The 21,716-nt window shown below is 63.3% G+C and carries 25 protein-coding genes; 10 read left to right on the plus strand and 15 right to left on the minus strand.

Translation table 11 applies throughout. The features are described from left to right. Positions 1 to 121 precede the first annotated feature (121 nt). On the plus strand, positions 122 to 631 hold the full coding sequence (locus AC0L3O_RS14270) for an NUDIX hydrolase (RefSeq protein ID WP_128173503.1): 510 nt from the start codon (positions 122 to 124) through the stop codon (positions 629 to 631). Here AC0L3O_RS14270 and AC0L3O_RS14275 read toward each other — a convergent pair. The 5 genes from AC0L3O_RS14275 to AC0L3O_RS14295 form a co-directional block, all read right to left on the minus strand. After that, on the minus strand, positions 607 to 1,458 hold the full coding sequence (locus tag AC0L3O_RS14275) for a citryl-CoA lyase (RefSeq protein ID WP_473615877.1): 852 nt from the start codon (positions 1,456 to 1,458) through the stop codon (positions 607 to 609). The genes AC0L3O_RS14270 and AC0L3O_RS14275 overlap by 25 nt on opposite strands. Before the next feature lie 13 nt (positions 1,459 to 1,471). Then, positions 1,472 to 2,656: a CaiB/BaiF CoA transferase family protein gene (locus tag AC0L3O_RS14280; RefSeq protein WP_287196178.1), complete on the minus strand. Its 1,185-nt coding sequence runs from the start codon at positions 2,654 to 2,656 to the stop codon at positions 1,472 to 1,474. 15 nt (positions 2,657 to 2,671) lie between these two features. After that, positions 2,672 to 4,195, minus strand: coding sequence for a tripartite tricarboxylate transporter permease (locus tag AC0L3O_RS14285; protein WP_091595598.1), 1,524 nt, complete (start codon positions 4,193 to 4,195; stop codon positions 2,672 to 2,674). A 4-nt stretch (positions 4,196 to 4,199) separates the two neighbouring features. Further along, the gene (locus AC0L3O_RS14290) at positions 4,200 to 4,736 is read right to left on the minus strand and encodes a tripartite tricarboxylate transporter TctB family protein (RefSeq protein WP_023797463.1); all 537 of its coding nucleotides are present in this window, start codon (positions 4,734 to 4,736) and stop codon (positions 4,200 to 4,202) included. A 129-nt stretch (positions 4,737 to 4,865) separates the two neighbouring features. Next, the gene (locus tag AC0L3O_RS14295; protein WP_473532021.1) at positions 4,866 to 5,843 is read right to left on the minus strand and encodes a Bug family tripartite tricarboxylate transporter substrate binding protein; all 978 of its coding nucleotides are present in this window, start codon (positions 5,841 to 5,843) and stop codon (positions 4,866 to 4,868) included. A 192-nt stretch (positions 5,844 to 6,035) separates the two neighbouring features. On the opposite strand from AC0L3O_RS14295, the gene AC0L3O_RS14300 reads away from it, so the two are divergent. Then, positions 6,036 to 6,821, plus strand: coding sequence for an IclR family transcriptional regulator (locus tag AC0L3O_RS14300; RefSeq protein WP_128169896.1), 786 nt, complete (start codon positions 6,036 to 6,038; stop codon positions 6,819 to 6,821). Between the two features lie 51 nt (positions 6,822 to 6,872). On the opposite strand, the gene AC0L3O_RS14305 is transcribed toward AC0L3O_RS14300, so the two are convergent. Together AC0L3O_RS14305 and AC0L3O_RS14310 are read right to left on the minus strand one after the other, a co-directional pair. Beyond that, complete coding sequence (locus AC0L3O_RS14305; RefSeq protein ID WP_128169895.1) at positions 6,873 to 7,412, minus strand: GNAT family N-acetyltransferase; 540 nt, start codon at positions 7,410 to 7,412, stop codon at positions 6,873 to 6,875. A gap of 201 nt (positions 7,413 to 7,613) precedes the next feature. After that, positions 7,614 to 7,844, minus strand: a complete 231-nt coding sequence (locus AC0L3O_RS14310) for a YdeI/OmpD-associated family protein (protein ID WP_287319468.1) — start codon at positions 7,842 to 7,844, stop codon at positions 7,614 to 7,616. 139 nt (positions 7,845 to 7,983) lie between these two features. On the opposite strand from AC0L3O_RS14310, the gene AC0L3O_RS14315 reads away from it, so the two are divergent. Continuing rightward, entirely contained in the window at positions 7,984 to 8,439 is a 456-nt protein-coding gene (locus tag AC0L3O_RS14315) for a DUF2214 family protein (protein ID WP_128169894.1), read from the plus strand. On the opposite strand, the gene nth is transcribed toward AC0L3O_RS14315, so the two are convergent. Further along, entirely contained in the window at positions 8,433 to 9,236 is an 804-nt protein-coding gene (gene nth, locus AC0L3O_RS14320; protein WP_473535403.1) for an endonuclease III, read from the minus strand. The genes AC0L3O_RS14315 and nth overlap by 7 nt on opposite strands. Before the next feature lie 22 nt (positions 9,237 to 9,258). Here nth and AC0L3O_RS14325 point away from each other — a divergent pair, with 22 nt between their 5' ends. The 5 genes from AC0L3O_RS14325 to AC0L3O_RS14345 all read left to right on the plus strand — a co-directional run bounded on the left by AC0L3O_RS14325 (position 9,259) and on the right by AC0L3O_RS14345 (position 14,107). Beyond that, positions 9,259 to 9,753, plus strand: coding sequence for a DUF2244 domain-containing protein (locus tag AC0L3O_RS14325; protein WP_023797457.1), 495 nt, complete (start codon positions 9,259 to 9,261; stop codon positions 9,751 to 9,753). Positions 9,754 to 9,988: 235 nt separating this feature from the next. After that, positions 9,989 to 10,867 (plus strand): methylated-DNA--[protein]-cysteine S-methyltransferase, encoded by an 879-nt coding sequence (locus tag AC0L3O_RS14330; RefSeq protein ID WP_473535404.1) that lies wholly within the window; start codon positions 9,989 to 9,991, stop codon positions 10,865 to 10,867. 146 nt (positions 10,868 to 11,013) lie between these two features. Next, on the plus strand, positions 11,014 to 11,925 hold the full coding sequence (locus AC0L3O_RS14335; protein ID WP_473532022.1) for a ribokinase: 912 nt from the start codon (positions 11,014 to 11,016) through the stop codon (positions 11,923 to 11,925). Between the two features lie 5 nt (positions 11,926 to 11,930). Continuing rightward, positions 11,931 to 13,379 (plus strand): amidase, encoded by a 1,449-nt coding sequence (locus AC0L3O_RS14340; RefSeq protein ID WP_473535405.1) that lies wholly within the window; start codon positions 11,931 to 11,933, stop codon positions 13,377 to 13,379. A 113-nt stretch (positions 13,380 to 13,492) separates the two neighbouring features. Beyond that, positions 13,493 to 14,107 carry a LysE family translocator gene (locus AC0L3O_RS14345; RefSeq protein WP_128173494.1) on the plus strand — a complete coding sequence of 205 codons (615 nt, stop codon included), beginning with the start codon at positions 13,493 to 13,495 and terminating at the stop codon, positions 14,105 to 14,107. 240 nt (positions 14,108 to 14,347) lie between these two features. Here AC0L3O_RS14345 and AC0L3O_RS14350 read toward each other — a convergent pair whose 3' ends face one another. Beyond that, positions 14,348 to 15,289 (minus strand): nucleoside hydrolase, encoded by a 942-nt coding sequence (locus AC0L3O_RS14350; RefSeq protein ID WP_023797452.1) that lies wholly within the window; start codon positions 15,287 to 15,289, stop codon positions 14,348 to 14,350. A gap of 143 nt (positions 15,290 to 15,432) precedes the next feature. On the opposite strand from AC0L3O_RS14350, the gene AC0L3O_RS14355 reads away from it, so the two are divergent. Then, entirely contained in the window at positions 15,433 to 15,858 is a 426-nt protein-coding gene (locus AC0L3O_RS14355; protein WP_023797450.1) for an Hsp20 family protein, read from the plus strand. Between the two features lie 63 nt (positions 15,859 to 15,921). Next, entirely contained in the window at positions 15,922 to 16,179 is a 258-nt protein-coding gene (locus AC0L3O_RS14360) for a BQ00720 family protein (RefSeq protein ID WP_023797449.1), read from the plus strand. A 91-nt stretch (positions 16,180 to 16,270) separates the two neighbouring features. Here AC0L3O_RS14360 and ptsN read toward each other — a convergent pair whose 3' ends face one another. The 6 genes from ptsN to lptC all read right to left on the minus strand — a co-directional run bounded on the left by ptsN (position 16,271) and on the right by lptC (position 21,653). Further along, on the minus strand, positions 16,271 to 16,735 hold the full coding sequence (ptsN, locus tag AC0L3O_RS14365; protein WP_023797448.1) for a PTS IIA-like nitrogen regulatory protein PtsN: 465 nt from the start codon (positions 16,733 to 16,735) through the stop codon (positions 16,271 to 16,273). A 106-nt stretch (positions 16,736 to 16,841) separates the two neighbouring features. After that, a complete protein-coding gene (gene hpf / locus AC0L3O_RS14370; protein ID WP_023797447.1) occupies positions 16,842 to 17,426 on the minus strand; it encodes a ribosome hibernation-promoting factor, HPF/YfiA family in 585 nt (194 codons plus the stop codon). Positions 17,427 to 17,695: 269 nt separating this feature from the next. Beyond that, positions 17,696 to 19,222, minus strand: a complete 1,527-nt coding sequence (gene rpoN, locus AC0L3O_RS14375) for an RNA polymerase factor sigma-54 (protein ID WP_128173493.1) — start codon at positions 19,220 to 19,222, stop codon at positions 17,696 to 17,698. A 286-nt stretch (positions 19,223 to 19,508) separates the two neighbouring features. Beyond that, a complete protein-coding gene (gene lptB, locus AC0L3O_RS14380) occupies positions 19,509 to 20,327 on the minus strand; it encodes an LPS export ABC transporter ATP-binding protein (RefSeq protein WP_287230420.1) in 819 nt (272 codons plus the stop codon). Next, a complete protein-coding gene (locus AC0L3O_RS14385; RefSeq protein ID WP_128173492.1) occupies positions 20,327 to 20,953 on the minus strand; it encodes an LptA/OstA family protein in 627 nt (208 codons plus the stop codon). The genes lptB and AC0L3O_RS14385 overlap by 1 nt, the downstream gene beginning before the upstream one ends. Beyond that, positions 20,940 to 21,653 (minus strand): LPS export ABC transporter periplasmic protein LptC, encoded by a 714-nt coding sequence (gene lptC, locus AC0L3O_RS14390; protein WP_128247354.1) that lies wholly within the window; start codon positions 21,651 to 21,653, stop codon positions 20,940 to 20,942. The genes AC0L3O_RS14385 and lptC overlap by 14 nt, the downstream gene beginning before the upstream one ends. Positions 21,654 to 21,716: the final 63 nt, after the last annotated feature.

Raw genomic sequence — 21,716 nt, forward strand, 5'->3', positions numbered from 1 at the left:
GCGTTTTCATTTATTTAGCTGATATGCTTGAACGCCGCTCTACTTAAAGTAGCATCAAAGGCGGTTTTGATTTCGCAACGTGCCTTTGCGCTTGGGCACTGCCCTGATTGGATCGTCGGCAATGGCAGCCACCAAGAAGAAGGTCGTGCGCAAGGCGAGGAAGGGCGAGCGGATCCGCCAGGTCGCGGCAATTCCCTTTCGGCTGGGCAGGCATGGCGGCGTCGAGGTGATGCTGGTCACCTCGATATCGACAAGGCGCTTTATCGTGCCCAAGGGCTGGCCGATGAAGGGCAAGAGTGGGCGCAAGGCAGCCACCATCGAAGCGCGGGAGGAAGCCGGCGTCCTCGGCAAGACGCTGAAGCAGCCGGCCGGCACCTATTCCTACTGGAAGCGGCTGACGAACCGCTTCGTCCGCGTCGACGTCACCGTCTACCTGCTGGCGGTGACGGAGGAACTGGCCAACTGGCAGGAAGCCAAAAGGCGGCAGCGGGCATGGCTGGCGCCGGAAGACGCAGCCGTGCTTATCGACGAGCCCGAACTTTCAACGCTGCTGAAGAACTTGAAAATTCCCCAGCCAGCGCCCGCTGGCGAACTTGAACCAAGGTCTCATTTGGCGTCGTCCTCTCCCTGAGGGAAAGACCGGACCGGCGTGCCGGTATAGGCCCACAACCATTCGCGCGGCAGTGGTCCTTTGTTGCGGTCGCTCTGTTGCGACTGTTCCCACGCATGCGCCAAGACGCCGACCGAGCGCGACAGCACGAAAAGGCCACGTGTCAGCGGCGGCGGAAAGCCGAGCTCGCCATAGATGACGGCGGTGGCGCCGTCGATGTTGAGCGGGATCTTCTTGCCCTTGCGCCGCGCGACCTCGGCCTCAACAGCCTCGGCGATGTCGGCGAAACGTCCGCTGACGACGCCGCGCGCGGCAAAATCGCGGGTCAGCTCGATGAGACGCGGCGCCCGCGGATCGACCGGGTGGAAGCGATGGCCGAGCCCCGGCACATAGGATTTTTCCTCGGCGAAGAAGCGATCGAGCCGCGACGCGACGGCATCGGCAAGCGTCACGCCTGCGTCCAGTGCCGCGGCGATGTCGCCGTAGAAGGCAAGCGCCTGCTCGCCGGCGCCGCCATGCACGTCGCCAAGCACATTGATGGCTGAAGCCATGGCGCTGTTGATGCCGACGCCGCAGGTGGCCGCCATGCGGGCAATGGCGATCGACGGCGCCTGCGGCCCGTGGTCGACGGCCGCCCCCAGCGCGATACCGAGCAGCGCCGCCTGCTCCTCGCCAGGCAGTTCGCCGCGCAGCATCAGCCAGATCATCGCCGGAAAGCTGACGCGGCCGATCAGGTCCTGGATCTCATAGCCACGCAGCCGGATCACGCCAGGGCGCATTTCGATGATATCGGTCTGCCACCATTCCTCACCGCGCTCGCGGCCGGTTTTTTTCTCAACGTTGCTCATGTTCTCGCGTCGCTCATGCCTGCGCCCTTTTCTTGACGCGCGGCGGCAGACTGGCAAACACCTCGTCCATATGCTCGCCCAGCGCCGGCGGCGGCTTGGTCGGCAACGGTGCTGCACCATCGACCATGAACCCGCCGCGCACGACGGTCAGCGGTCGGTCGATGTTCGGCATGCTATCGAAACGGGTGGTCATGTCGCGCTCGATCACTTGCTGCTCGGCCAGCACCTGCGGGATCGTCAGCACCCTGCCCGCCGGCACGCCTGCGCGATTGAGCGTCTCCTCCCAGGCCGCGGCCGAGCTGTTCGCCAGGGCATCCTCGATCAGCGCCTTCAAGGCGATGCGGTTGCGCTTGCGCGTCTCGCGCTCGGCAAAGCGCGGGTCCGACGCCAGCTCCGGCAGCCCGACCAGCCGGCAGAGCGTGACGAACTGCTCCTGCTTGTTGGCGGCGATGTTGAGCAGACCGTCGCCGGTGCGAAACGTGCCGGAAGGTGCCGCCGTCATGTTCTCGTTGCCCATCGGCTGCGGCTCGACGCCTGCCGTCAGATAGTTGGAGACCGGCCAGCCCAGCGCGGAAAGCGTGCATTCGAGCATCGACACGTCGAGGAAAGCGCCCTCGCCTGTCGTCTTCTGCTTCACAAGTGCCGCCGTGATGGCGAACGCCCCGACCAGCCCACCCAGCGTGTCGGCGACGGGGTATCCGACACGCAGCGGCGCGGTCTGCGCTGTGCCGGTGATGCTCATGATGCCCGAAAGACCCTGGATGATCTGGTCGTAGGCCGGATTGTCGCGCATCGGCCCGGTCTGGCCGAAGCCCGAAATTGCGCAATAGACAAGACTGGGGCGGACCTCTTTCAGCCTGGCATAGCCGAGCCCCAGCCGATCCATCACGCCGGGGCGGAAATTCTCGACCAGCGCGTCGGCGGAGGCGACCAGATCGAGGAAGCGTTCGCGATCGGCCTCTTTCTTGAGATCGAGCACCACCGATCGTTTGCCGGCGTTCTGCGCCAGGAACGAAGCGCCCATGCCGGTGCTGTTGAGTTCCGGCGAGCCGCCGAGCTGGCGCGCCAGATCGCCGCCTTGCGGCGCCTCGACCTTGATCACATCGGCCCCGAGCAGCGCCAGCTGATAGGCACAGTAGGGGCCAGCCAGAACATTGGTCAGGTCGAGGACGCGGATGCCGGACAGCAGATCGGTCATGATGTCACAATCAGGTCAGGCATCGCCCGGCACGTGTTCCGGTCCACGCATGCGGCGGCGTTCGATGTAAGCGTAGACATGCGGCCCGATCAGCCCGATGAACGCCAGCGTCAGCAGTGTCAGCGACAGCGGATGTTTGTAGAACACCGACCAGTCGCCGTTCGAGATGGTCATCGCGCGGCGGAACTGCGTTTCGGCGAGCGGCCAGAGGATCATGCCGATGATGACCGGCGCCGTTGGAAAATCGAAGCGCCGCATCAGGAACCCGGCCCCGCCGAGCAGATAGAGGATCACGAGGTCGGTCGGCGATTGAGAAATACCGTAGGTGCCGACCGTGGCGAACACCAGGATGCCGGCATAGAGCTGCGGCGCCGGGATTTTCAGCAGCCGCACCCACAACCCGATCAGCGGCAGGTTGAGGATGACGAGAATGATGTTGGCGATGAACAGGCTGGCGATCAGCCCCCAGACCAGATTGGCCTGCGTCATGAACAGCATCGGCCCGGGATTGATGCCATAGCTTTGGAAGGCCGACAGCATGATCGCGGCCGTCGCCGAGGTCGGCAACCCAAGCGTCAGCATCGGCACCAGCACGCCGGCGGCCGATGCGTTGTTGGCGGCTTCCGGCCCGGCAACGCCTTCGATGGCGCCGACTGTGCCGAACTCCTCCTTGTGTTTGGAGAGCTTTTTCTCGATTGCATAGGACAGAAAGGTCGGGATTTCGGCGCCGCCGGCCGGCAGCGCGCCGATCGGGAAGCCGAGCAGGGCGCCGCGCAGCCAAGCCTTCCACGAGCGTGCCCATTCGGCCGCCGTCATATAGAGCGAGCCCTTCAGCGGCACGATCTCGTCCTTGCCGGCATAGCGGCGCGAGGCCATGTAGAACGTCTCGCCGACCGCAAAGAGGCCGACGGCGACGACGATCACGTCGACGCCATCGAGCAATTGGCTCATGCCGAAGGTGAAGCGCGGTTGCCCGGTCTGCAGGTCGACGCCGATCATGCCGATGACGAAGCCGATGAACAGGCTGGTCAGGCCACGAACCGACGACGAGCCGAGCACCGCCGAAACCGTGATGAAGGCCAGCACCATCAGCGAGAAATATTCGGCCGGGCCGAAAGACAGGGCGAATTTGACGACGACCGGGGCCAGGAAGGCGACGCCCAGCGTGCCGAGTGTACCGGCGACGAAGGAGCCGATCGCCGAAGTGGCAAGTGCCGCGCCGCCGCGGCCGGAACGGGCCATCCTGTTGCCTTCCAGCGCAGTGACGATGGTCGCGCTTTCACCCGGCGTGTTGAGCAGGATCGATGTCGTCGAACCGCCATACATGGCGCCGTAATAGATGCCGGCAAACAGGATGAAGGACGCTTCCGGCGCCACCTGGTAGGTGATCGGCAAAAGCAGCGCGATGGTCAGTGCCGGTCCGAGGCCGGGCAGCACACCGATCGCTGTCCCCAGTGTCGTACCGAGCAGGCACCACATGAGATTGACCGGCGTGAAAGCGACCGAAAATCCGTGCGCGAGATGGCCAAGCGTTTCCATGGCTTCAGCCTCTCAACATACGGATAATCGAATCGAGACCCGTGTTCAGCTGGTTCTCGATGAAGCCGGCGCCGATGTTGACGCCGAGCGCCCTGGCGAAGCCGAAATAGGCGGCAAGCGCCAGGATCAGGCCGAGCAGCACGTCACGGAGCGGATGTCTGCTGCCGAATCCGTGGCAGATGAGAACGAACATGATCACCGAGGCTGCGGTGAAGCCAAGCGGCTGGATCAGAACAAGATTCGCGACCAGTCCGACGGCGACGATGCCCATCGCCTTCCAGTCGGTCGGGGTTTCCTTTTCTTCTTCCGGCTGCCAGCCGCCCCGCAGTGCGGCGACGATCAGCAGCAGGGAAAGGATCGTCATGCCGACCATGGTGATGTAGGGGAAGACGGTCGGGCCGACCTTGGAGTAGAGCGGCGACACCGGAATCGACAGAGTCTGCCAGGCCACTGCGCCGGCGCAGGCAAGAAGCCCGATGCCGATCAGCAATTCGGGCACGGCAAGGCGCGGCCGCGCCGCCTGCTGGTCGCTGGTGCTCATGATCATCCTCCCTGGATAGCCGGTCTCCCACGGCCGACCTCATCGCAGTTTCACTCGCGCCGGATCGTATGTCCATGCGGCTGGCGAACATCGGAAAGGGGCAGTGCAGACCGCCCCTCTCCGGGGACATCAGGCAAGGCCGAGGTCCTTGAGGATGGCTGCGATCCTAGCCGTGTCTTCGGTGAGAAATTTCGCGTAGTCGTCGCCGGTGAGCAGGATCTGCGTCCAGTTGCGGTTTTTGCATTCGGTGGCCCAGGCTTCGCTTTTGGCCATCGTCTCGACCAGCGTGATCATCGCCGCCTTGTCGGCGTCGGAAACGCCCGGCGGTGCGAAGACGCCGCGCCAGTTGAACAGTTCAACATCGATGCCGGCTTCCTTCATCGTCGGTGCGTCGATGCCTTCCTGGCGCTTGTCCGCGGAAATGGCAAGCAGCCGAAGCGCGCCTGCCTTGACCTGTTCGGAGAACTCGCCGTAGCCGGAGATGCCGGCCGCGACCTGGTTGCCGAGAAGCGCCGACAATGCCTCGCCGCCGCCGGCGAACGGCACGTAGGAGAGGTTGGCTGCCGGAACACCGGCCGTCTTGGCGATAAGGCCGAACAATATGTGGTCCGAGCCGCCGGCCGAACCGCCAGCCACCGGCACTTTGGTCGGATCGGCCTTGAGGGCGGCGACGAAATCCGCTGCTGTCTTGAACGGCGAAGCCGCCGGCACCACCAGCGCCTCGAATTCGCCGGTGAGGCGGGCGATCGGCGTGACCTCGGTGAGATTATTGGCCGATTTGTTGGCGATGATGGCGCCAACCATGACCATGCCGGCAACCATCAGCGAATTGCCCTTGCCGTTCCACTGGCTGATGAATTGCGGCAGGCCGACTGTGCCGCCGGCGCCGCCGACATTGGTGATCTGCGAACCGGAGATCAGCCTCTCACTGCGCAGCACCTGGTCCATCGTGCGCGCCGTCTGGTCCCAGCCGCCGCCGGGCGCTGCCGGCACAAAGATCTGGATCTGCGGTGCGTCCTGCGCGAAAGCGGGCGAGAGATGCAACGCTGCGAAACCGGCGGCGCCGGCAGCGGCGGTGCTCGTTAAAAATCTGCGTCTGTTCAGCATGGGGTTCCTCCAATCACGACACCTCCTCCGGTGCCTGCCAGCAACGTAGCCTGAATTCAGACCCGCTCGACAAAAATTCATGCAGTCTTTGCATCGTTCTGTCAACCGGAATGGCATTCTGCTGGACAGAACTTTCCGGATGCGGCACAATTGTTCCGATCGGCCCTTCTGTCCAACTGGGAACGCAACGACGTGGTCAAGCGGACAACCGTAACACAATCCAAGCCTGCGTCGACCAACGGCGTTGCCGCGCTCGATCGTGCGATCGCCATCCTCGACGCTTTCGCTGCTGCCGAGCACTCGCTCAGCCTGGCCGAAATCGCGGCGCGCACCGGCCTCTACAAGAGCACGATCCTGAGGCTGGCGAACTCGTTGCTGCGCGGGCAATTGCTGGAGCGTCTCGACGACGGCCGCTACCGTGTCGGCCCTGCCACCTTTCGGCTGGGCGCCCTATACCAGCGTTCGGTGGTGGCGATCGACATCCTGCTGCCGATCATGCGCGATCTGGCCGAGCGAAGCTGGGAAAGCGTCGCTTTCTATGTCCGTTCGGGCGACGTGCGCACCTGTCTTTACCGCGTCGAGTCCAAGCATCCCATCCGCTACACCATCCGGGAAGGCGACGTGCTGCCCCTGCTGGCCGGCACAGGCGGCCGCGTGCTTGCGGCGTTTTCCGGTCAGCAGGGCGAACCATACGAGACGATCCGCAAAACCTACCATTGTTTGTCGGTCGGCGATCGCGACCCCGAGACGGCGGGCGTCTCGGCACCAGTGTTCGGGCCGGGGCACATCCTGCTCGGTGCGTTGACGCTGTCCGGCCCGAGCACGCGCGTCGACGCGGCCTTTCTGCAGCGCATGAAAAATCCGCTGATCGAGGCGGCCGCGCGCGCCACCCGCGCTTTCGGCGAAGACGCCTCGATGCTCGAACAGGCGGCCCTAAAGGCCGAAGCGGAAGGCCCGGTGCTGAAGCGGCAGGCCTAGAAAGCCTCGATTCGGCCCGATCAGAACCACCGGATGACAGGCCGCAACCCCCTAGGGCTGCCGTTCCAGCAGGATCGTCGCGTCGTCGTGATAGGTGGTCCGCAACACTTCGCTGTAGCCGCATTTGGCCGCGACGCTCAGCGAAGCGGAGTTTTCCGGATCGATGATGCAGACAGTCCTTGCACGCCCGAATGCCTCGTCGCCCCAGGCGAGAGCCCGTCCGACGACTTCGCTGGCGAACCCTTGGCCATGTGCGCTCGGGGCCAGCGCCCAACCGGCTTCAGGAACGCCTTCGATCGACGGCACCATGTCGCGCTTCAGATCGTGGAAACCGGCCTCGCCGATGAAACGGCCGGATGCCTTGTCCTCGATCGCCCAGAAGCCGTAGCCCAGCAGCGACCACAGGCCGGCATGACGCAGGAAGCGCATCCAGCTTTCCTCGCGCGTGCGCGGCTTGCCGCCGATGAAGCGGGTGACGTCCGGATCGGCCCACATGGCAACATAGGCATCGAAATCATCGAGCTGGTGTGGCCGCAAGATGGTTCGCTTCGTCTCGATGACCGGTGCACTGGCTGCTCCTGGATTTCCCATAACTCTGCCTCGCGGCGCATGATCGCCGAAAAACCGCCTCCGAAACGATCATGCGCAAATTCAAAGTGTTTCTTTGCCGGTGCCTCATGCATGTCGCCCAAATGTCCAACAAGAGCCAGGACAGGGCAGATCATCTTCCAGCGCGAGAAACGAGGTCGAGGCGCTTCGACCGCGGGAAACTGTGACCTGACAAGCGCGATTTCAGCCGCGCCACGGCATGTTCATGTAGACGCCGCCACGCTTCAATTCGTCCAGCATCTGGTCGAGCCGCTTGTGTCTTGTCTCGGGGCGTTTGGCACGAGCGATCCAGCCGAGATAGTCGTTCTTCTGATAATCCGGTCTGTCATCATAGGCCGCCATCAAACCCTGCTTTGTCAAAGCGGTTCGGATGTCGTCCGGCATTGGGTTCAAGGCGCGTTTCAGTCTGGACATGGTCAAAATTTAGGCTGTCAGGATTTGACGTCAACGTAGTCGCGAACTCCAGCTCCGGCATGGCAATCTTGCCGAACGATGCTACCCTTCGCATGAATTGATTCACGTCCGCTGTGCCGTCCGACGGAGGGAAAAGGGCATGGATACCACCGATCTTCTGCTTGCCATCTTTCATCATCTGCTGGTGTTTTCACTGGCCGGCATCATCGGCGCCGAATTTGTCCTGATCCGCGGCGATCTGCCCGCCGCGACGCTTCGGCGGCTTGTCGGCATCGATCGCCATTATGGCATCATCGCCATGCTGATCATCGTTGTCGGCATCGGACGCGTCATCTACGGCCTGAAGGGTTGGGAATTCTACGTCTACAACTGGGCGTTCTGGGCAAAGATGGTGGCCTTCGTCACCGTCGGCCTGCTGTCGATCGTCCCGACGGTCCGCTTTGCGTCCTGGAGCAGGCAGGCCTCGGCCAGTCCCGGCTTTCAAGTGCCGGCGGCACAACTTGCATCCGTTCGAACTTATGTCCGCGCCGAAGCCTTGATCTTCCTGCTGATCCCGGTCTTTGCCGCGGCGATGGCGCGCGGCTACGGCTACTGAATTTCGCTTACCGGTTCGAGCGGCGCAATTTCGACCAGCGGCGCCGGAACATCATTCGTCTTCTCCTCGGCCTTGCAGATGTCGGCGATGACACAGATCGGGCAATCCGGTTTGCGCGCCTTGCAGACATAGCGGCCATGCAGGATCAGCCAGTGATGCGCATGGCGCATGTATTCGTCCGGAATGATCCTCAACAGCCCCTGCTCGACCTGTTCCGGCGTCTTGCCGGGCGCCAGCCGCAGCCGGTTGCCGATGCGAAAGATATGCGTGTCGACCGCCATGGTGTGCTGGCCGAAGGCCATGTTGAGCACGACATTGGCGGTCTTGCGCCCGACGCCCGGCAGCTTGACCAATTGATCGCGGTCGTCGGGCACCTCGCCACCATGATCGCGGATCAGCGCCTCCGACAGCGCGATGACGTTCTTGGCCTTGTTGCGCCAGAGCCCAACGGTGCGGATATAGTCGCCGACCTTGGTTTCGCCGAGAGCCAGCATCTTTTGCGGCGTGTCGGCGACCTTGAACAGCGCCCGCGTCGCCTTGTTGACCCCGACATCGGTCGCCTGTGCCGAAAGCACCACCGCCACCAGCAGCGTGAAGGCGTTGATGTGTTCGAGCTCGCCCTTCGGCTCGGGCCGCTGAACGGAAAAGCGTCGGAAAATCTCGTGCACTTCGGCCGGGCTGTAGCGCGAATCGGACCGCACCGGCCGGGCACGCGGTTTGGCGTTCGCACCGTCGCGTCGGCCGGGGAGCAGTTCATTTTTGGGTGTAGCGGAATTTTTGGACTTGGGGCTCGTCATCCCTTTCCTATAATATCCCGGCATGAGCGACACAAACGCCTCATATCAGGCCGACGAGCCATTCTTCCAGGCGTTGCTGATACCGCATCGCTCGCTGGGCAAAACCGGCTTTGCCATCCTGATGGGCGCTCTGCTGTTCGGCTCGTTGGTCACCGGAGCGTTTTTCCTGTCGCGCGGCGCCTGGCCGGTGTTCGGCTTCCTGGGTCTCGACGTCATCGCCGTCTACATCGCCTTTCGCGCCAATTATCGTGCCGCCCGCGCCCGTGAGGAAGTGTCGGTCTCGCGCACCAGCCTCGATATCCGCAAGACCGCGCCATCAGGCAAATCGGAAGCACATCGCTTCAATCCGTTTTGGGCGCGTTTTTCGGTCGCCCGCCACGCCGAAATCGGCATCACCAGGATGGCGGTGGAAGCACAAGGCCAGAATGTGCCGATCGGCGGCTTCCTCAATCCCGATGACCGCGAGAGCTTTGCGTCAGCCTTTTCGCGCGCCCTGGCGACCGCGAAAGCGCGCTGAATGTGAGCGAACCGCCTCGTTCGCGAACCGGTTCTGCGGTGCCTCATAAACCGGCAATCGGCCAAGAACGGTAATCGGCAGCGTCTACTTCTCCCTGCTGGAATGCACCTTTTTGCCAACCCTCGTCGGCTCCTTCCTCAAGCCAGATCTATCTGGATGCACATGACGAGAAGGCAAGTTTCGGGTGGTGATCGGAGCCGCGAAGGACGATATTCACGATCAAGGAGATGGCCCGATGAACGCACAGACAGCTATTCTGAAGAAAGACATCACACCCGAAGGCGGTGACTACGAAGTTGTTCGGCGCGCGATCGAGAAGATCAGCCTTGACTATCGTGACCAGCCGTCGCTCGAGATATTGGCGGAGGAAGTCGGCGAGACACCGACCGGGTTGCAGAAGCTCTTCACTCGCTGGGCCGGCCTGTCGCCCAAGGCGTTTCTGCAGGCGGTCACGCTCGACCATGCGCGCAAACTGCTCGATTCCGGCATGCCGCTGCTCGAGGCTTCTTTCGAGGTCGGCATGTCAGGCCCCGGCCGGTTGCACGACCTTTTCGTCACCCACGAGGCGATGTCGCCGGGCGACTACAAGACGCGCGGCGCCGGGCTGACGATCCGCTGCGGCTATCATATCTCGCCTTTCGGCATCGCCCTGATTATGGTCACAGATCGTGGGCTTGCCGGCCTCGCCTTCAGCGATGCCGGCGACGAGCGCGCAGCCTTTGCCGACATGTCCGGCCGCTGGCCGAACGCAAACTATGTCGAGGACATGGCCGCGACGGCGCCCTATGCGGCGCGCATCTTCGACCCGGCACTGTGGCGCGCCGACCAGCCGCTGCGCGTCGTCTTGATCGGCACCGACTTCCAGGTCCGCGTCTGGGAGGCCCTGCTGCGCATCCCGATGGGCAAGGCCTGCACCTATTCCTCGATCGCCGCCGGCATCGGCGCACCGAGCGCCAGCCGGGCGGTGGGTGCCGCGGTCGGCGCCAATCCGATGTCCTTCGTGGTGCCGTGCCACCGGGCTCTCGGCAAGTCCGGCGCGCTCACAGGCTACCACTGGGGCCTGACGCGCAAACGCGCCATCCTTGGCTGGGAAGCGGGACAGGTCGGATCCTGAAATCGCGCGCCAATTGTCGATGTCGGCACCGCCGACGCCTGGAGTTGCGCTGAGAAGCGCGTTCAAACCTGACGCGATTAGATCGCGCGGTCTGGCAAGCGGCGGCCTTACGGAGTAGCTTCCCGCAGTCAGCAGGGAGGCACCACTTGATAATCGTTGTCGGCTCGATCAACCTCGACCTTATCGCCAATGTCGACCGCTTGCCCGCACCGGGCGAGACGGTCCGTGGCTCCGGTTTCGCCACCGCACCCGGCGGCAAGGGCGCCAACCAGGCGCTGGCCGCCGCGCGTGCCGGCGCCAAGGTGCGCATGGTCGGCGCGGTCGGCAAGGACAATTTCGCCACCGAAGCGCTGGCGCTGTTGCGGGACGGCAAGATCGACCTGTCCGGTGTCGGTGAAACCTTCGCCTCGACCGGCACGGCCTTGATCATGGTCGCCGACGACGGCGAGAATGTCATTGCGGTGGTGCCGGGCGCCAATGATTCGGTCGTCACAGGCGACCTCTCCAAGGCTTTCATGAAGAAGGGCGATGTCGTGCTCCTGCAGCAGGAGATCCCGCTGCAGACTGTCGATGCAGCACTGGACGCAGCACGGGCGGCAGGCGCGGTTACCGTGCTCAACACGGCACCGTTCCGCGCAGAGGCGGCCGCCTTCCTCGGCAAGGCCGATTATGTCGTCGCCAACGAAACCGAATTCGACCTCTATGGCGAGGCGCTGTCGCTGAGCGGCCGCGATCGCCCGGCGCGGATGCGCGATTTCGCGGGGACGACCGGTCGCACAATAGTCGTCACGCTCGGCGGTGACGGCGTTCTGGCCGCCACGCCAGCCGATCTCCTGATGGTTCCGGCGTTTAACATCACTCCGGTCGATACGGTCGGCGCTGGCGACACGTTCTGCGGCTATTTCGCCGCCGGGCTGTCATCGGGCCTGCCGCTCGACCAGGCGCTCGCCCGTGCTGCAGCCGCTGGTTCGCTCGCTTGCCTGAAGCCCGGCGCCCAGCCGGCGATCCCACTAGCGAAGGACGTCGAGGCGGCGCTCCAAAACACGCCAGCCAGGTGAGAGCCATGCGTCCGGCCACAAAACACGCCGTGCCGCCTGCCGGCAATATCTGCCGCCTGTCCGCCGTGGATCTTGCCGAGGCGATCGGGCGCAGGCGGTTGTCGGTGCGCGAGGTGGCGACGGCATTCCTCGACCGGATCGACGCGGTAAACCCGCTGGTCAACGCCATCGTCTCGCTGCGCGACCGTGCCGACATCTTGCGCGAGGCCGACAGGGCAGACGCCCATCTGGCGCATGCTGGGCATGCCGGACCGCTGTTCGGTCTGCCGATCGCCATCAAGGATCTCGCGCAGACCAAGGGCCTCAGGACCAGCTTCGGCTCGCCGATCTTCGCCGATTTCGTGCCGCAGGAAGACGATTTCTTCGTCGAGCGCATCCGCAAGGCCGGCGCCATCATCATCGGCAAGACCAACGTTCCCGAATTCGGCCTGGGCTCCAACACCTACAACACGGTGTTCGGTTCGACACTCAATGCTTTCGACCCGGCCTTGACCGCCGGCGGTTCGAGCGGCGGCGCGGCGGTCGCACTGGCGCTCGACATGGTGCCTGTCGCCGATGGCAGCGACTTTGGCGGCTCGCTGCGCAGCCCGGCCGCCTACAACAACGTCTATGGCTTCCGTCCGTCGCAGGGACTTGTCCCGGCCGGCCCCGAGCTTGACGTCTTCCACGCCCAGATGGGCGTCGAAGGGCCGATGGGCCGCAACGTTCGCGACATGGCGTTGCTGCTCGACGAGCAGGCTGGCTACGACCCTCGCGCGCCGCTCTCGCATCACAAACAGGGCTGCTTCCTGCAGGGACTGCAAACGCCGACGGCCGGCGGCCGCATCGCCTGGCTCGGCGATCTCGGTGGTCATCTGCCGGTCGAACCCGGCATCCTTAGTCTTTGCGAGGCCGCTCTCGGCCGGATCGCCGCGGCATCCTTTCAGACCGAAGCGCTGGTGCCGGATTTCGATTTCGAAGCGCTGTGGCAGGCCTTCGTGACGCTGCGCCAGGCGAGCAGCGGTTGTGCGCTCAAGGCGCATTACGACGATCCCTTGAAACGCGCTCTTCTGAAGCCGGAGGCCGTGTGGGAGGTGGAACAGGCGCTGCAACTCACGGCGCCGCAGATCCACGCCGCCACGGTGAGGCGCTCGTCCTGGCATCGAACGTTGCTGTCACTCTTCGACCGCTTCGACCTGATCGCGCTGCCAACCGCCCAGGTTTTTCCCTTCGATGTGCTCACCCACTGGCCGACCCAAGTGGCCGGGCGTGCCATGGACAGCTATCACCGCTGGATGCAGGTGTCAGCGCTCGCCACGCTGGGCGGCTGCCCGGCGGTCAGTGTACCGGCCGGCTTCGATGGCAGCGGCAGGCCGATGGGCATGCAATTGATCGGGCGGCCGCGCGGTGACATGGCCGTGCTGAGAGCGGCGGCAGCCTACGAGACGACGCTGCCGTGGCTGGCTGGAGCCTAAAATAATCCAGGTCAAGGTTGCCGGCGACATCTCCTGCCGGCTTGCAGCCGCGTTACTGTCATGCATTGATCGCGGTCAGCCGTGTCGCAAAGCCGCATACTGTTGAGGAAACCATGTCGCTGGAACTCTATGCCACCTATCTCGTCGCCTGCCTTGTCATCATCCTGGTACCCGGACCGACGGTCACGCTGATCATCGCCAACAGCATCCGCCATGGCTCTCGCGCCGGCCTCGCCAACGTCGCTGGCACACAGGCCGGACTGGCGATCATGATCGCCATTGTCGGCATCGGATTGACCTCGCTGATCGCGGGAATGGGCCATTGGTTCGAATGGGTCAGGCTGATCGGTGCCGCGTATCTGATCTGGATGGGTGTGCAGATGTTCCGCTCCAAGGGCAAGCTGAACGCCGACGGATCGGTAAAGACACCGCGCGGCGGCTTCTTCCTGCAGGGCCTGCTGGTGGCGATCAGCAATCCCAAGACGCTGGTGTTCTTCGGCGCCTTCTTTCCGCAGTTCATCGCCCCTGACGGCAACTATGGGTTGCAGATCGGCGTCATGGGTCTCACCGCCATGATCTTTGCCGCCGTATCGGATTCGACCTACGCGCTGGCCGCCGGCCGCGCCGGACGCCTGCTTTCGGCCGGCCGCGTCAAGCTGCTGTCGCGGATAAGCGGCAGCTTTCTGGTCGGCGGCGGGCTGTGGCTGGCGTTTTCAAAGGCGAAGTGAGCGGCACTCTTTTCCTTCTCCCCTCGTGGGAGAAGGTAGCCGCCCACGGGTCTTGCCTCCGGCAAGCCCGAGGACAGGCTCCGCGGCCGGATGAGGGGTGTTCCAGCTTGGCACCAACAGCGCTCCGGCCAACACCCTCAACCGTCTCGGCGCTGCACGCCGATCCCCCGCCCGGGGCGAGTCACGGGCCTCGCCCGCCCTTCGGGCCACAAGGCCCCACAAGGGGAGAAGGAAGCGGCCCTAAAGCCGGCCCAGCCTTTCCAGCAGCAGCGCGAACAACGCATCGTGGTCGATGTCGCGCATCACCATGGCGTTGCTCGGCCGTTTGGTCACGCCCCACCAGTCGATCACGGTCATGCCCATGGTGAGTTCCGAGGCGGTTTCCACAGCGACGTTGCAGTTGCGGCCCCTGAACAGCTCGGGTTTCAATAGATAGGCGATGACGCAAGGGTCATGCAGCGGACCGCCGTCGGTGCCGTATTTCTCTTCGTCGAATCGTTCGAAGAATTCCAGCATCTCCGCCGTGGCCGTGCCGACCCTGGTGCCGAGCTTGCGGTAGGCTTGGGTGCGCTTGGCCGTGGTCAGCGCCTTGTGGGTGACGTCGAGCGGCATCATGACGATCGGAATGCCGGATTTGAATACGACATCGGCGGCATGCGGGTCGACATAGATGTTGAATTCGGAGGTCGGGGTGACGTTGCCGCCTTCGAAGAAGCCGCCGCCCATCAGCACGATTTCCTTGATGCGCGGCGCAATGTTCGGCTCGCGGATCAGCGCCAGCGCTATGTTGGTGAGCGGGCCGAGTGCGCACAGGGTGATCGTGCCGCTCTCTTCCTTCATCAGCGTCTCGACGATGAAATCGACTGCGTACTGGGCCTGCAGCTCCATGGTTGGTTCGGGCAATTGCGGTCCGTTGAGCCCGGTCTCGCCGTGCACCTCCTCGGCGGTTACCAGTTCGCGCGCCAGCGGCCGGATGGCGCCGGCATAGACCTTGATGTCAGGCCGGCCGGCCAGCTCGCAGATCTTGCGTGCATTCTTTTCGGTGAGTCTCAGCGGCACGTTGCCGGCGACGGCGGTCATGCCGACGATCTCCAGCTCGGCGCTGCCGAGCGCCAGCAATATGGCGACGGCATCATCCTGGCCGGGATCCGTGTCGATGATGATCTTGCGAGATTGGGGCATTTCAATTCCTTGTTTAGGGAGTCTTTTTGGGCGGGGCTTTTGACGGCTTGAACTCGACCGCCGGGCGGACCATATCAAGACCATCGGGAAAAATGCCATCCGGGTTTTTCCGCTTTATGTCGCTCTTGAGAGGACAGTGTAACATGAGTCGAATGACGCCTTTTTCCAGCCCGCTTCTCCTGGGTTTCGACGCCATGGAAAAGACCCTGGAGCGTCTGGCGAAGTCAGGTGACAGCTACCCTCCCTACAACATCGAGCGCCTCAGCGGTGCCGACGGCAAGGCCGAAAGGCTGCGTATCACACTCGCTGTCGCCGGTTTCGCCGAAAACGATCTCGATGTGACCACGGAGGAGAACCAGTTGGTCGTGCGCGGCCGTCAGAACGATGACACCGAGCGCGAATTTCTGCACCGCGGCATTGCCGCGCGCCAGTTCCAGCGCTGTTTCGTGCTGGCCGACGGCATGCGGGTGATCGCGGCTGAGCTGAAGAACGGTCTTTTGTCGATCGATCTCGATCGGCCCGAGTCCGAACGGCTGGTACGGAAAATAAACATATCGGTGAAAGACTGATTTTTACCGATTGCTCTCATGCGAGGCGGCCTTGAACGGGGTCCTCGCAGCACGGAGGCTTAAATGACCAGAACTGACGAAAATCTTATCATGACCAGCGGCGAGTTCGCCCATCTCGGCGAAGGCTCGGTCGCCTATCTCAGGAAAATCTCGAGCGACGATCTGCGCGGCCGTTTCCCGGGCCTCGGCGAAATCGCGCCCGGGCTGGAACTGTGGGCCCTGTTTGCCGCCAACGGCCAGCCGATCCTGCTTTCCGACGCTCGCGAGCGGGCGCTGGCCGGCGCCCTGGAAAACGACCTGACCCCCGTCGCGATCCACTAAGTCGCGATCCACTAACAAGACGGCGCAGCGATCTGGTTAGAACGGACAGGGCCGCTCGCGGCGGCCCTTTAACCGAACTGATCGAAAAAACTCAGGCCGCGTGCGAGGCTTGTGTATCCGATAAAAGCGCATGGATCGCGGCGGCGTCGCGGGTGCCCCTGATCTTGGCCACCGTGTCGGCGTCGCGCAGCACCCGCGCAATGCGCGACAGCGCCTTGAGATGGTCGGCGCCGGCGCCTTCGGGCGCCAAAAGCAGGAACACCAGATCGACCGGCTGGTCGTCCAGCGCCTCGAAATCGACCGGCGTCTCCAGCCGGGCGAAAACCCCGGCGATCCGCTTCACCCCGGCCAGCTTGCCATGCGGAATGGCAATGCCGTTGCCGACACCGGTCGAGCCCAGCCGTTCACGCTGCAGGATGGTGTCGAACACCTCCCGTTCCGGAATGCCGGCAATCGCCGCCGCCCTTTCGGACAGCATTTGCAGCAGTTGCTTCTTGGAGTTCGCCTTCAACGCCGGCAAGATTGCCGGAACGTTGATAAGATCGCTCAGGTCCATACTTGAAATCCCTTGTTCGCCTGCCGTCGCCAGCCCTCACTCTCGCGTGCGGCTGGTGCCTTATCCCAGTGCGGCCTTGGCCGTCAGCCCAGTGCGGCCTTGGCCGTTAGCCCTGCGCGACCTTGGTCGTAGACGGGTCGATCCAGCCGATGTTTCCGTCCGGCCGACGATAGACGATATTGAGATGCTCGTTTCCGGCGTTGCGGAAGACGAGGACCGGGCTGTCCTTGGTGTCGAGTTCGATCACGGCTGACGCCACCGACATGGTCCGCAGCGTCATGGTTGATTCGGCGACGATGGCTGGCGCGAAATTCTCCGGCATTTCCTCGTCATCGTCGGCAAGCGGCGCCATCACCGTATAGGCGACGTCGGTGGGTTCGCCATTGGCGTTGCCTGAATTATGCGACTTCAGCCGACGCTTGTAGCGGCGAAGGCGGGTCTCGAGGCGATCCGCCGCCGCCTCGAAAGCGAGCGTCGGGTCCTGCGCTTCACCGGTCGCCTGCAGCGAAGCGCCGGAATCCAGCCGGATCATGCAATCGGCCGTGTAGCGCGATCCCGATTTGACGACTACAATTTGCCCAGAAAAGCCCCGATCGAAATATTTCCCGATCACCTCTCCGACACGGTCGTTGATGCGCGTACGGAACGCATCGCCGATATCCATGTGTTTTCCTGATATGCGCAGCGTCATCTGAATACTGACCTTCCTTGCTCAGGCTTCAAACTGTCCCGAGTTTATACCCGTGGTCTGAGCGCACAAGCTTTGCGGCGTCACTTGCGCCGATTTTAAATCCGAACTTTTCCGATTGATCACAAGCCGCCTTCTTGACCGTCCCGTGGCCAACGTCGTGACGGACCATCCGCATGCGGGCAGTAGCCCGTCCCATGCGGGCGGGCTTCTAGCCACTTCATTGCGGCTTGTCAATGAAGTGCGAAAGCTGTCGAAAATTCAGTCAGAGATCAGCGTCCGGCGCTGGCCAAAGCGCGTTTTTCACGCCGCCGCTGCACCGACGAGGGAATATTCATGCCCTCCCGATACTTGGCGACCGTGCGCCTGGCGATATCGACGCCGCTTTCCCGCAACATATCCACAATCGCGTCGTCGGAAAGCACGTCGGTAGGTTTCTCCTCGTCGATCAACTGCTTGATGCGGTCGCGCACCGCTTCAGACGAATGCGCGTCACCGCCACCCGACGAAGCGATCGAGGCGGTGAAGAAATAGCGCAGTTCGAACACGCCGCGCGGCGTCAGCATGTATTTGTTGGCGGTGACCCGGCTGACGGTCGATTCGTGCATGCCGATGGCGTCGGCCACCGTGCGCAGGTTGAGCGGCCTCAGGTGACGCACGCCATGGACGAGGAAGGCGTCCTGCTGGCGCACGATTTCTGAGGCAACCTTGAGGATAGTCTTCGCCCGCTGATCGAGGCTGCGCGTCAGCCAATTGGCGTTTTGCAGGCACTCCGCCAGGAAGTCCTTTTCCGTCTGATTTTTCGCATGCGGCGAAACCCGAGCGAAATAGATATGGTCGACCAGCACGCGCGGCAGCGTTTCGGGGTTGAGTTCGATCACCCAGCTCCCGTCATTGGCCGCACGCACTTCGACATCGGCGATGATCGCGTCGCTGGCGCCGCCCGAAAACGCCATCCCCGGGCGCGGATCGAGCGCACGTATCTCGGCCAGCATGTCGAGCAGATCCTCCTCATCGACCCCACAAATCCGTTTCAGGGTCTGGAAATCGCGCCGGGCCAGGAGTTCGAGATTGGCAATCAAAGCCTTCATCGCAGGGTCGAGACGGTCGCGGACGGCAAGCTGCAGCGACAGGCATTCGGCAAGGTCGCGGGCAAAGAGGCCGGTGGGCTCGAATGTCTGGCAGACCGCGAGCGCATTTGCCACCGCCGCTCTGTCGGTGCCGAGACGGGTGGCGATCTCAGCCATGTCGGCGCGCATGTAGCCGGCCTCGTCGAGGCCATCGGCCAGTTCGCTGGCGATCAGGCGTGCTGCCGGGTCGGCGAAGGCAAGCGCGACCTGCTCGGCGACATGCTCGCGCAGCGTGATGGCTCCGGCCGCCATGTCTCCGACGTCAAAACCGTCGGAAGAGGATGCGGAACCGTTGCCGGATGCCGATTTCCACTGGGCCGTCAGGTCGGGACCGAGCCGCTCGCTGGTACCGGGGTCGTCTGGAAACAGGTTTTCCAGCGAAGTATCGAGCTTTTCCGAGATCGCCTCGGCGCTCCACGCCGTTTCCTTCTCGAACCAGTCGCCGGCGGTGGCCGTTTCCGGTGCGGCATCGATCTTCTGCGCCTGGTCGCTGACGGCATCGTCTTGCGGCTCGGCGCGCTCGAGCAAAGGATTGCGCTCGATCTCGTCGTCGATGAAGCGTTCCAGCTCGATGTGGGTGAACTGCAGCAGCCGTATCGACTGCATGAGTTGCGGCGTCATCACCAGCGACTGGGACTGTCGTAGCTGTAGTTTTGCCGCCAACGCCATGGTTCGGTTTCAAACGCCCTGTCTACGCATCCGGACTGCCGGAAGGAGTTCGGCATAGAAACTGGCCCGGCTTTTGCTTGTCAAGGCGACGGCGATCAAAACTCGCCTGTCCGTGCGTATTCCGACGAGAAATCGAAGAAAAAGCTCTGTCTCGCGTCAAAAACCGCGTCTGGACAGAAATTTTCACGCTTAATGCATGTCGCACAAAAGTGTGCAGCGGTTTTGCGATGACGACATGCCAAACAACAACCTAAAGCGCGTCGCGTGAGGTCAAACGCGATGCGCTTTAGAGTGTAAACCCCTCACCGAGATAAAGCCGCCGCACATCCGGGTTTGCGACCACTTCGTCGGCCCGGCCATGGGTCAACACCTGGCCGGCATGGATGATGTAGGCGCGGTCGATCAGGCCGAGCGTCTCGCGGACATTGTGATCGGTGATGAGCACGCCGATGCCGCGCGCCGTCAGATGGCGCACGAGTTGCTGGATGTCGGCGACGGCGATCGGATCGATGCCGGCGAAAGGCTCGTCGAGCAGCATGTATGCGGGGCGGGTCGCCAGGGCGCGCGCGATTTCAAGGCGCCGCCGCTCGCCGCCGGAAAGCGACAGCGACGGGGCCTTGCGCAGATGGCTGATGTGAAACTCCTCGAGCAGTTCGTCGAGAATACGTTCGCGTTCCTTGCGGCTCTTCTCGACCACTTCGAGCACGGCACGGATGTTTTGCTCGACGCTCAAGCCGCGAAAGATCGACGCCTCCTGCGGAAGGTAGCCGATGCCAAGGCGGGCGCGGCGGTACATAGGCATAGAGGTGACATCGAAGCCGTCGATTTCGATCGTGCCTTCGTCGACCGGCACCAGGCCGGTGACCATGTAGAAGCAGGTGGTCTTGCCGGCGCCGTTGGGACCGAGCAGCCCGACCGCCTCACCGGCGCGCACGCCGATCGTCACGCCGCTGACCACCTTGCGGCCCTTGTAGCTCTTGGTCAGCCCTTTGGCGATCAGGGTTCCCTTGAATTTTACCTGATCGAGGCTAATCGCGGCCGGTGCCGCAAGTTTGCTGGCGGCGCGTCCTGGAAGACGCGCCAACAGCGATGCTACGTCGACCATCAGGGGTTCGCCGCTCCCGACTTCGGCGGCGTGATCGACATCATGACGCGTCCACCGCCGCAGGGGTCGACCTGGGCCAGACCGCTCTTCATCTGCACGGTCAGCTTGCAGCCGACCAGTACATTGTCGCCTTGCGAGAGCACGACTTTGCTGCCTGAAAGCACCAGCACTTCCGTCTTCATGTCGAAGGTGCCGCTGTCGCCCGTGGCGACCTGGTCGTCCGATTTGATATAGACCTTGTTGGCGACCTCCAGACGGTCGATGTCGGCCGAGCCGGTCATCGCGGCACCCGAGGCCTGCTCACCCTTGGCGGCAGCGTCCGGGTCCTTGACGTAATAGACCGTCATCTTGCCGGCCTTGAGCAAGGTCGGACCCTGGACGACGTTTACATTGCCGGTGAACACGGCGACGCTGTCCGCCTGGCGGACCTCGAGCTTGTCGCTTTCGATCTGGATGGGCTTGTCGCCGGACAGTTTGAGGCCCGACAGCTGGCTGGTGGTCCTGGACTGCGCCAGAGCCGGCGCCGCCCCCAAAGCCAGCCCCAAAGCCAGCCCCAGGGCGGCCAGCCCTACGGCCGGCAACGCCGAAGCCGCGGCCACGAGCCGTGTCGAACTACTGAACCGCATTGGATTCTCCGCTCATTGCCTCTGCCGCCTTCAAGCTGGCGGGATCGATGTTGACACGCACTCTGTTCTCGAAGACCACGATCTTGCCGTTGTCCTGGACGAACATCGAATCCGCGGTAATCCGCGACCCGCCACGGCTGACGTCGACCGGATCGTTCGTCTTCATAGTGCCTTTGCCCATGTCGAGAAAGACCGATTTGAACTTTGCCGCCAGGCCATCTGTGGTGGTTATGGTGACATCGCTGGTCAGGCTCATCGTGTTGCCATCGCGATTGAAGCTACCGTGCGGGGCATTGATGGCCGCCACATTGTCGGTTGATATCGGCAGCTTGGCGTCGATGCCTTCCAGATTGATGATACCTTGCTGGCTCACGTCCTGTATGGCGCGCAAAGCCGTCATGGAATAGGGCAGTTTCTGCTTGGTGAACCCGTTGAGCTTGGGGTGGGCCATCACCAGCTTGCCGTTGGCGAACGCGCTGGCGTCGGCCTGGACCTGGATTGAGCCAGGTGCCACGAGATAGGAATAGACCGGGACGGCGACCGCGATCGCGGCAGCGGCCAGCGGCACCGCCAGCTTCAAGATACGCACGCGGCGCGAATGGCGCTGGGCGATGCCGAAGGCGTCGACTCGCGCCGGGCCTACGTCCGGGGAAGCCAACTCCGTCTCGGTGTTGGTCGGTTCGATCGGTCGCGCTAACATAACTGCTTTCTTCTAAACCCCTGCCGCCAAGCACCCCTATAGGTGGGATGCCGGCGCCCTCAA

The organism is Mesorhizobium sp. WSM4810, from assembly GCF_055811235.1.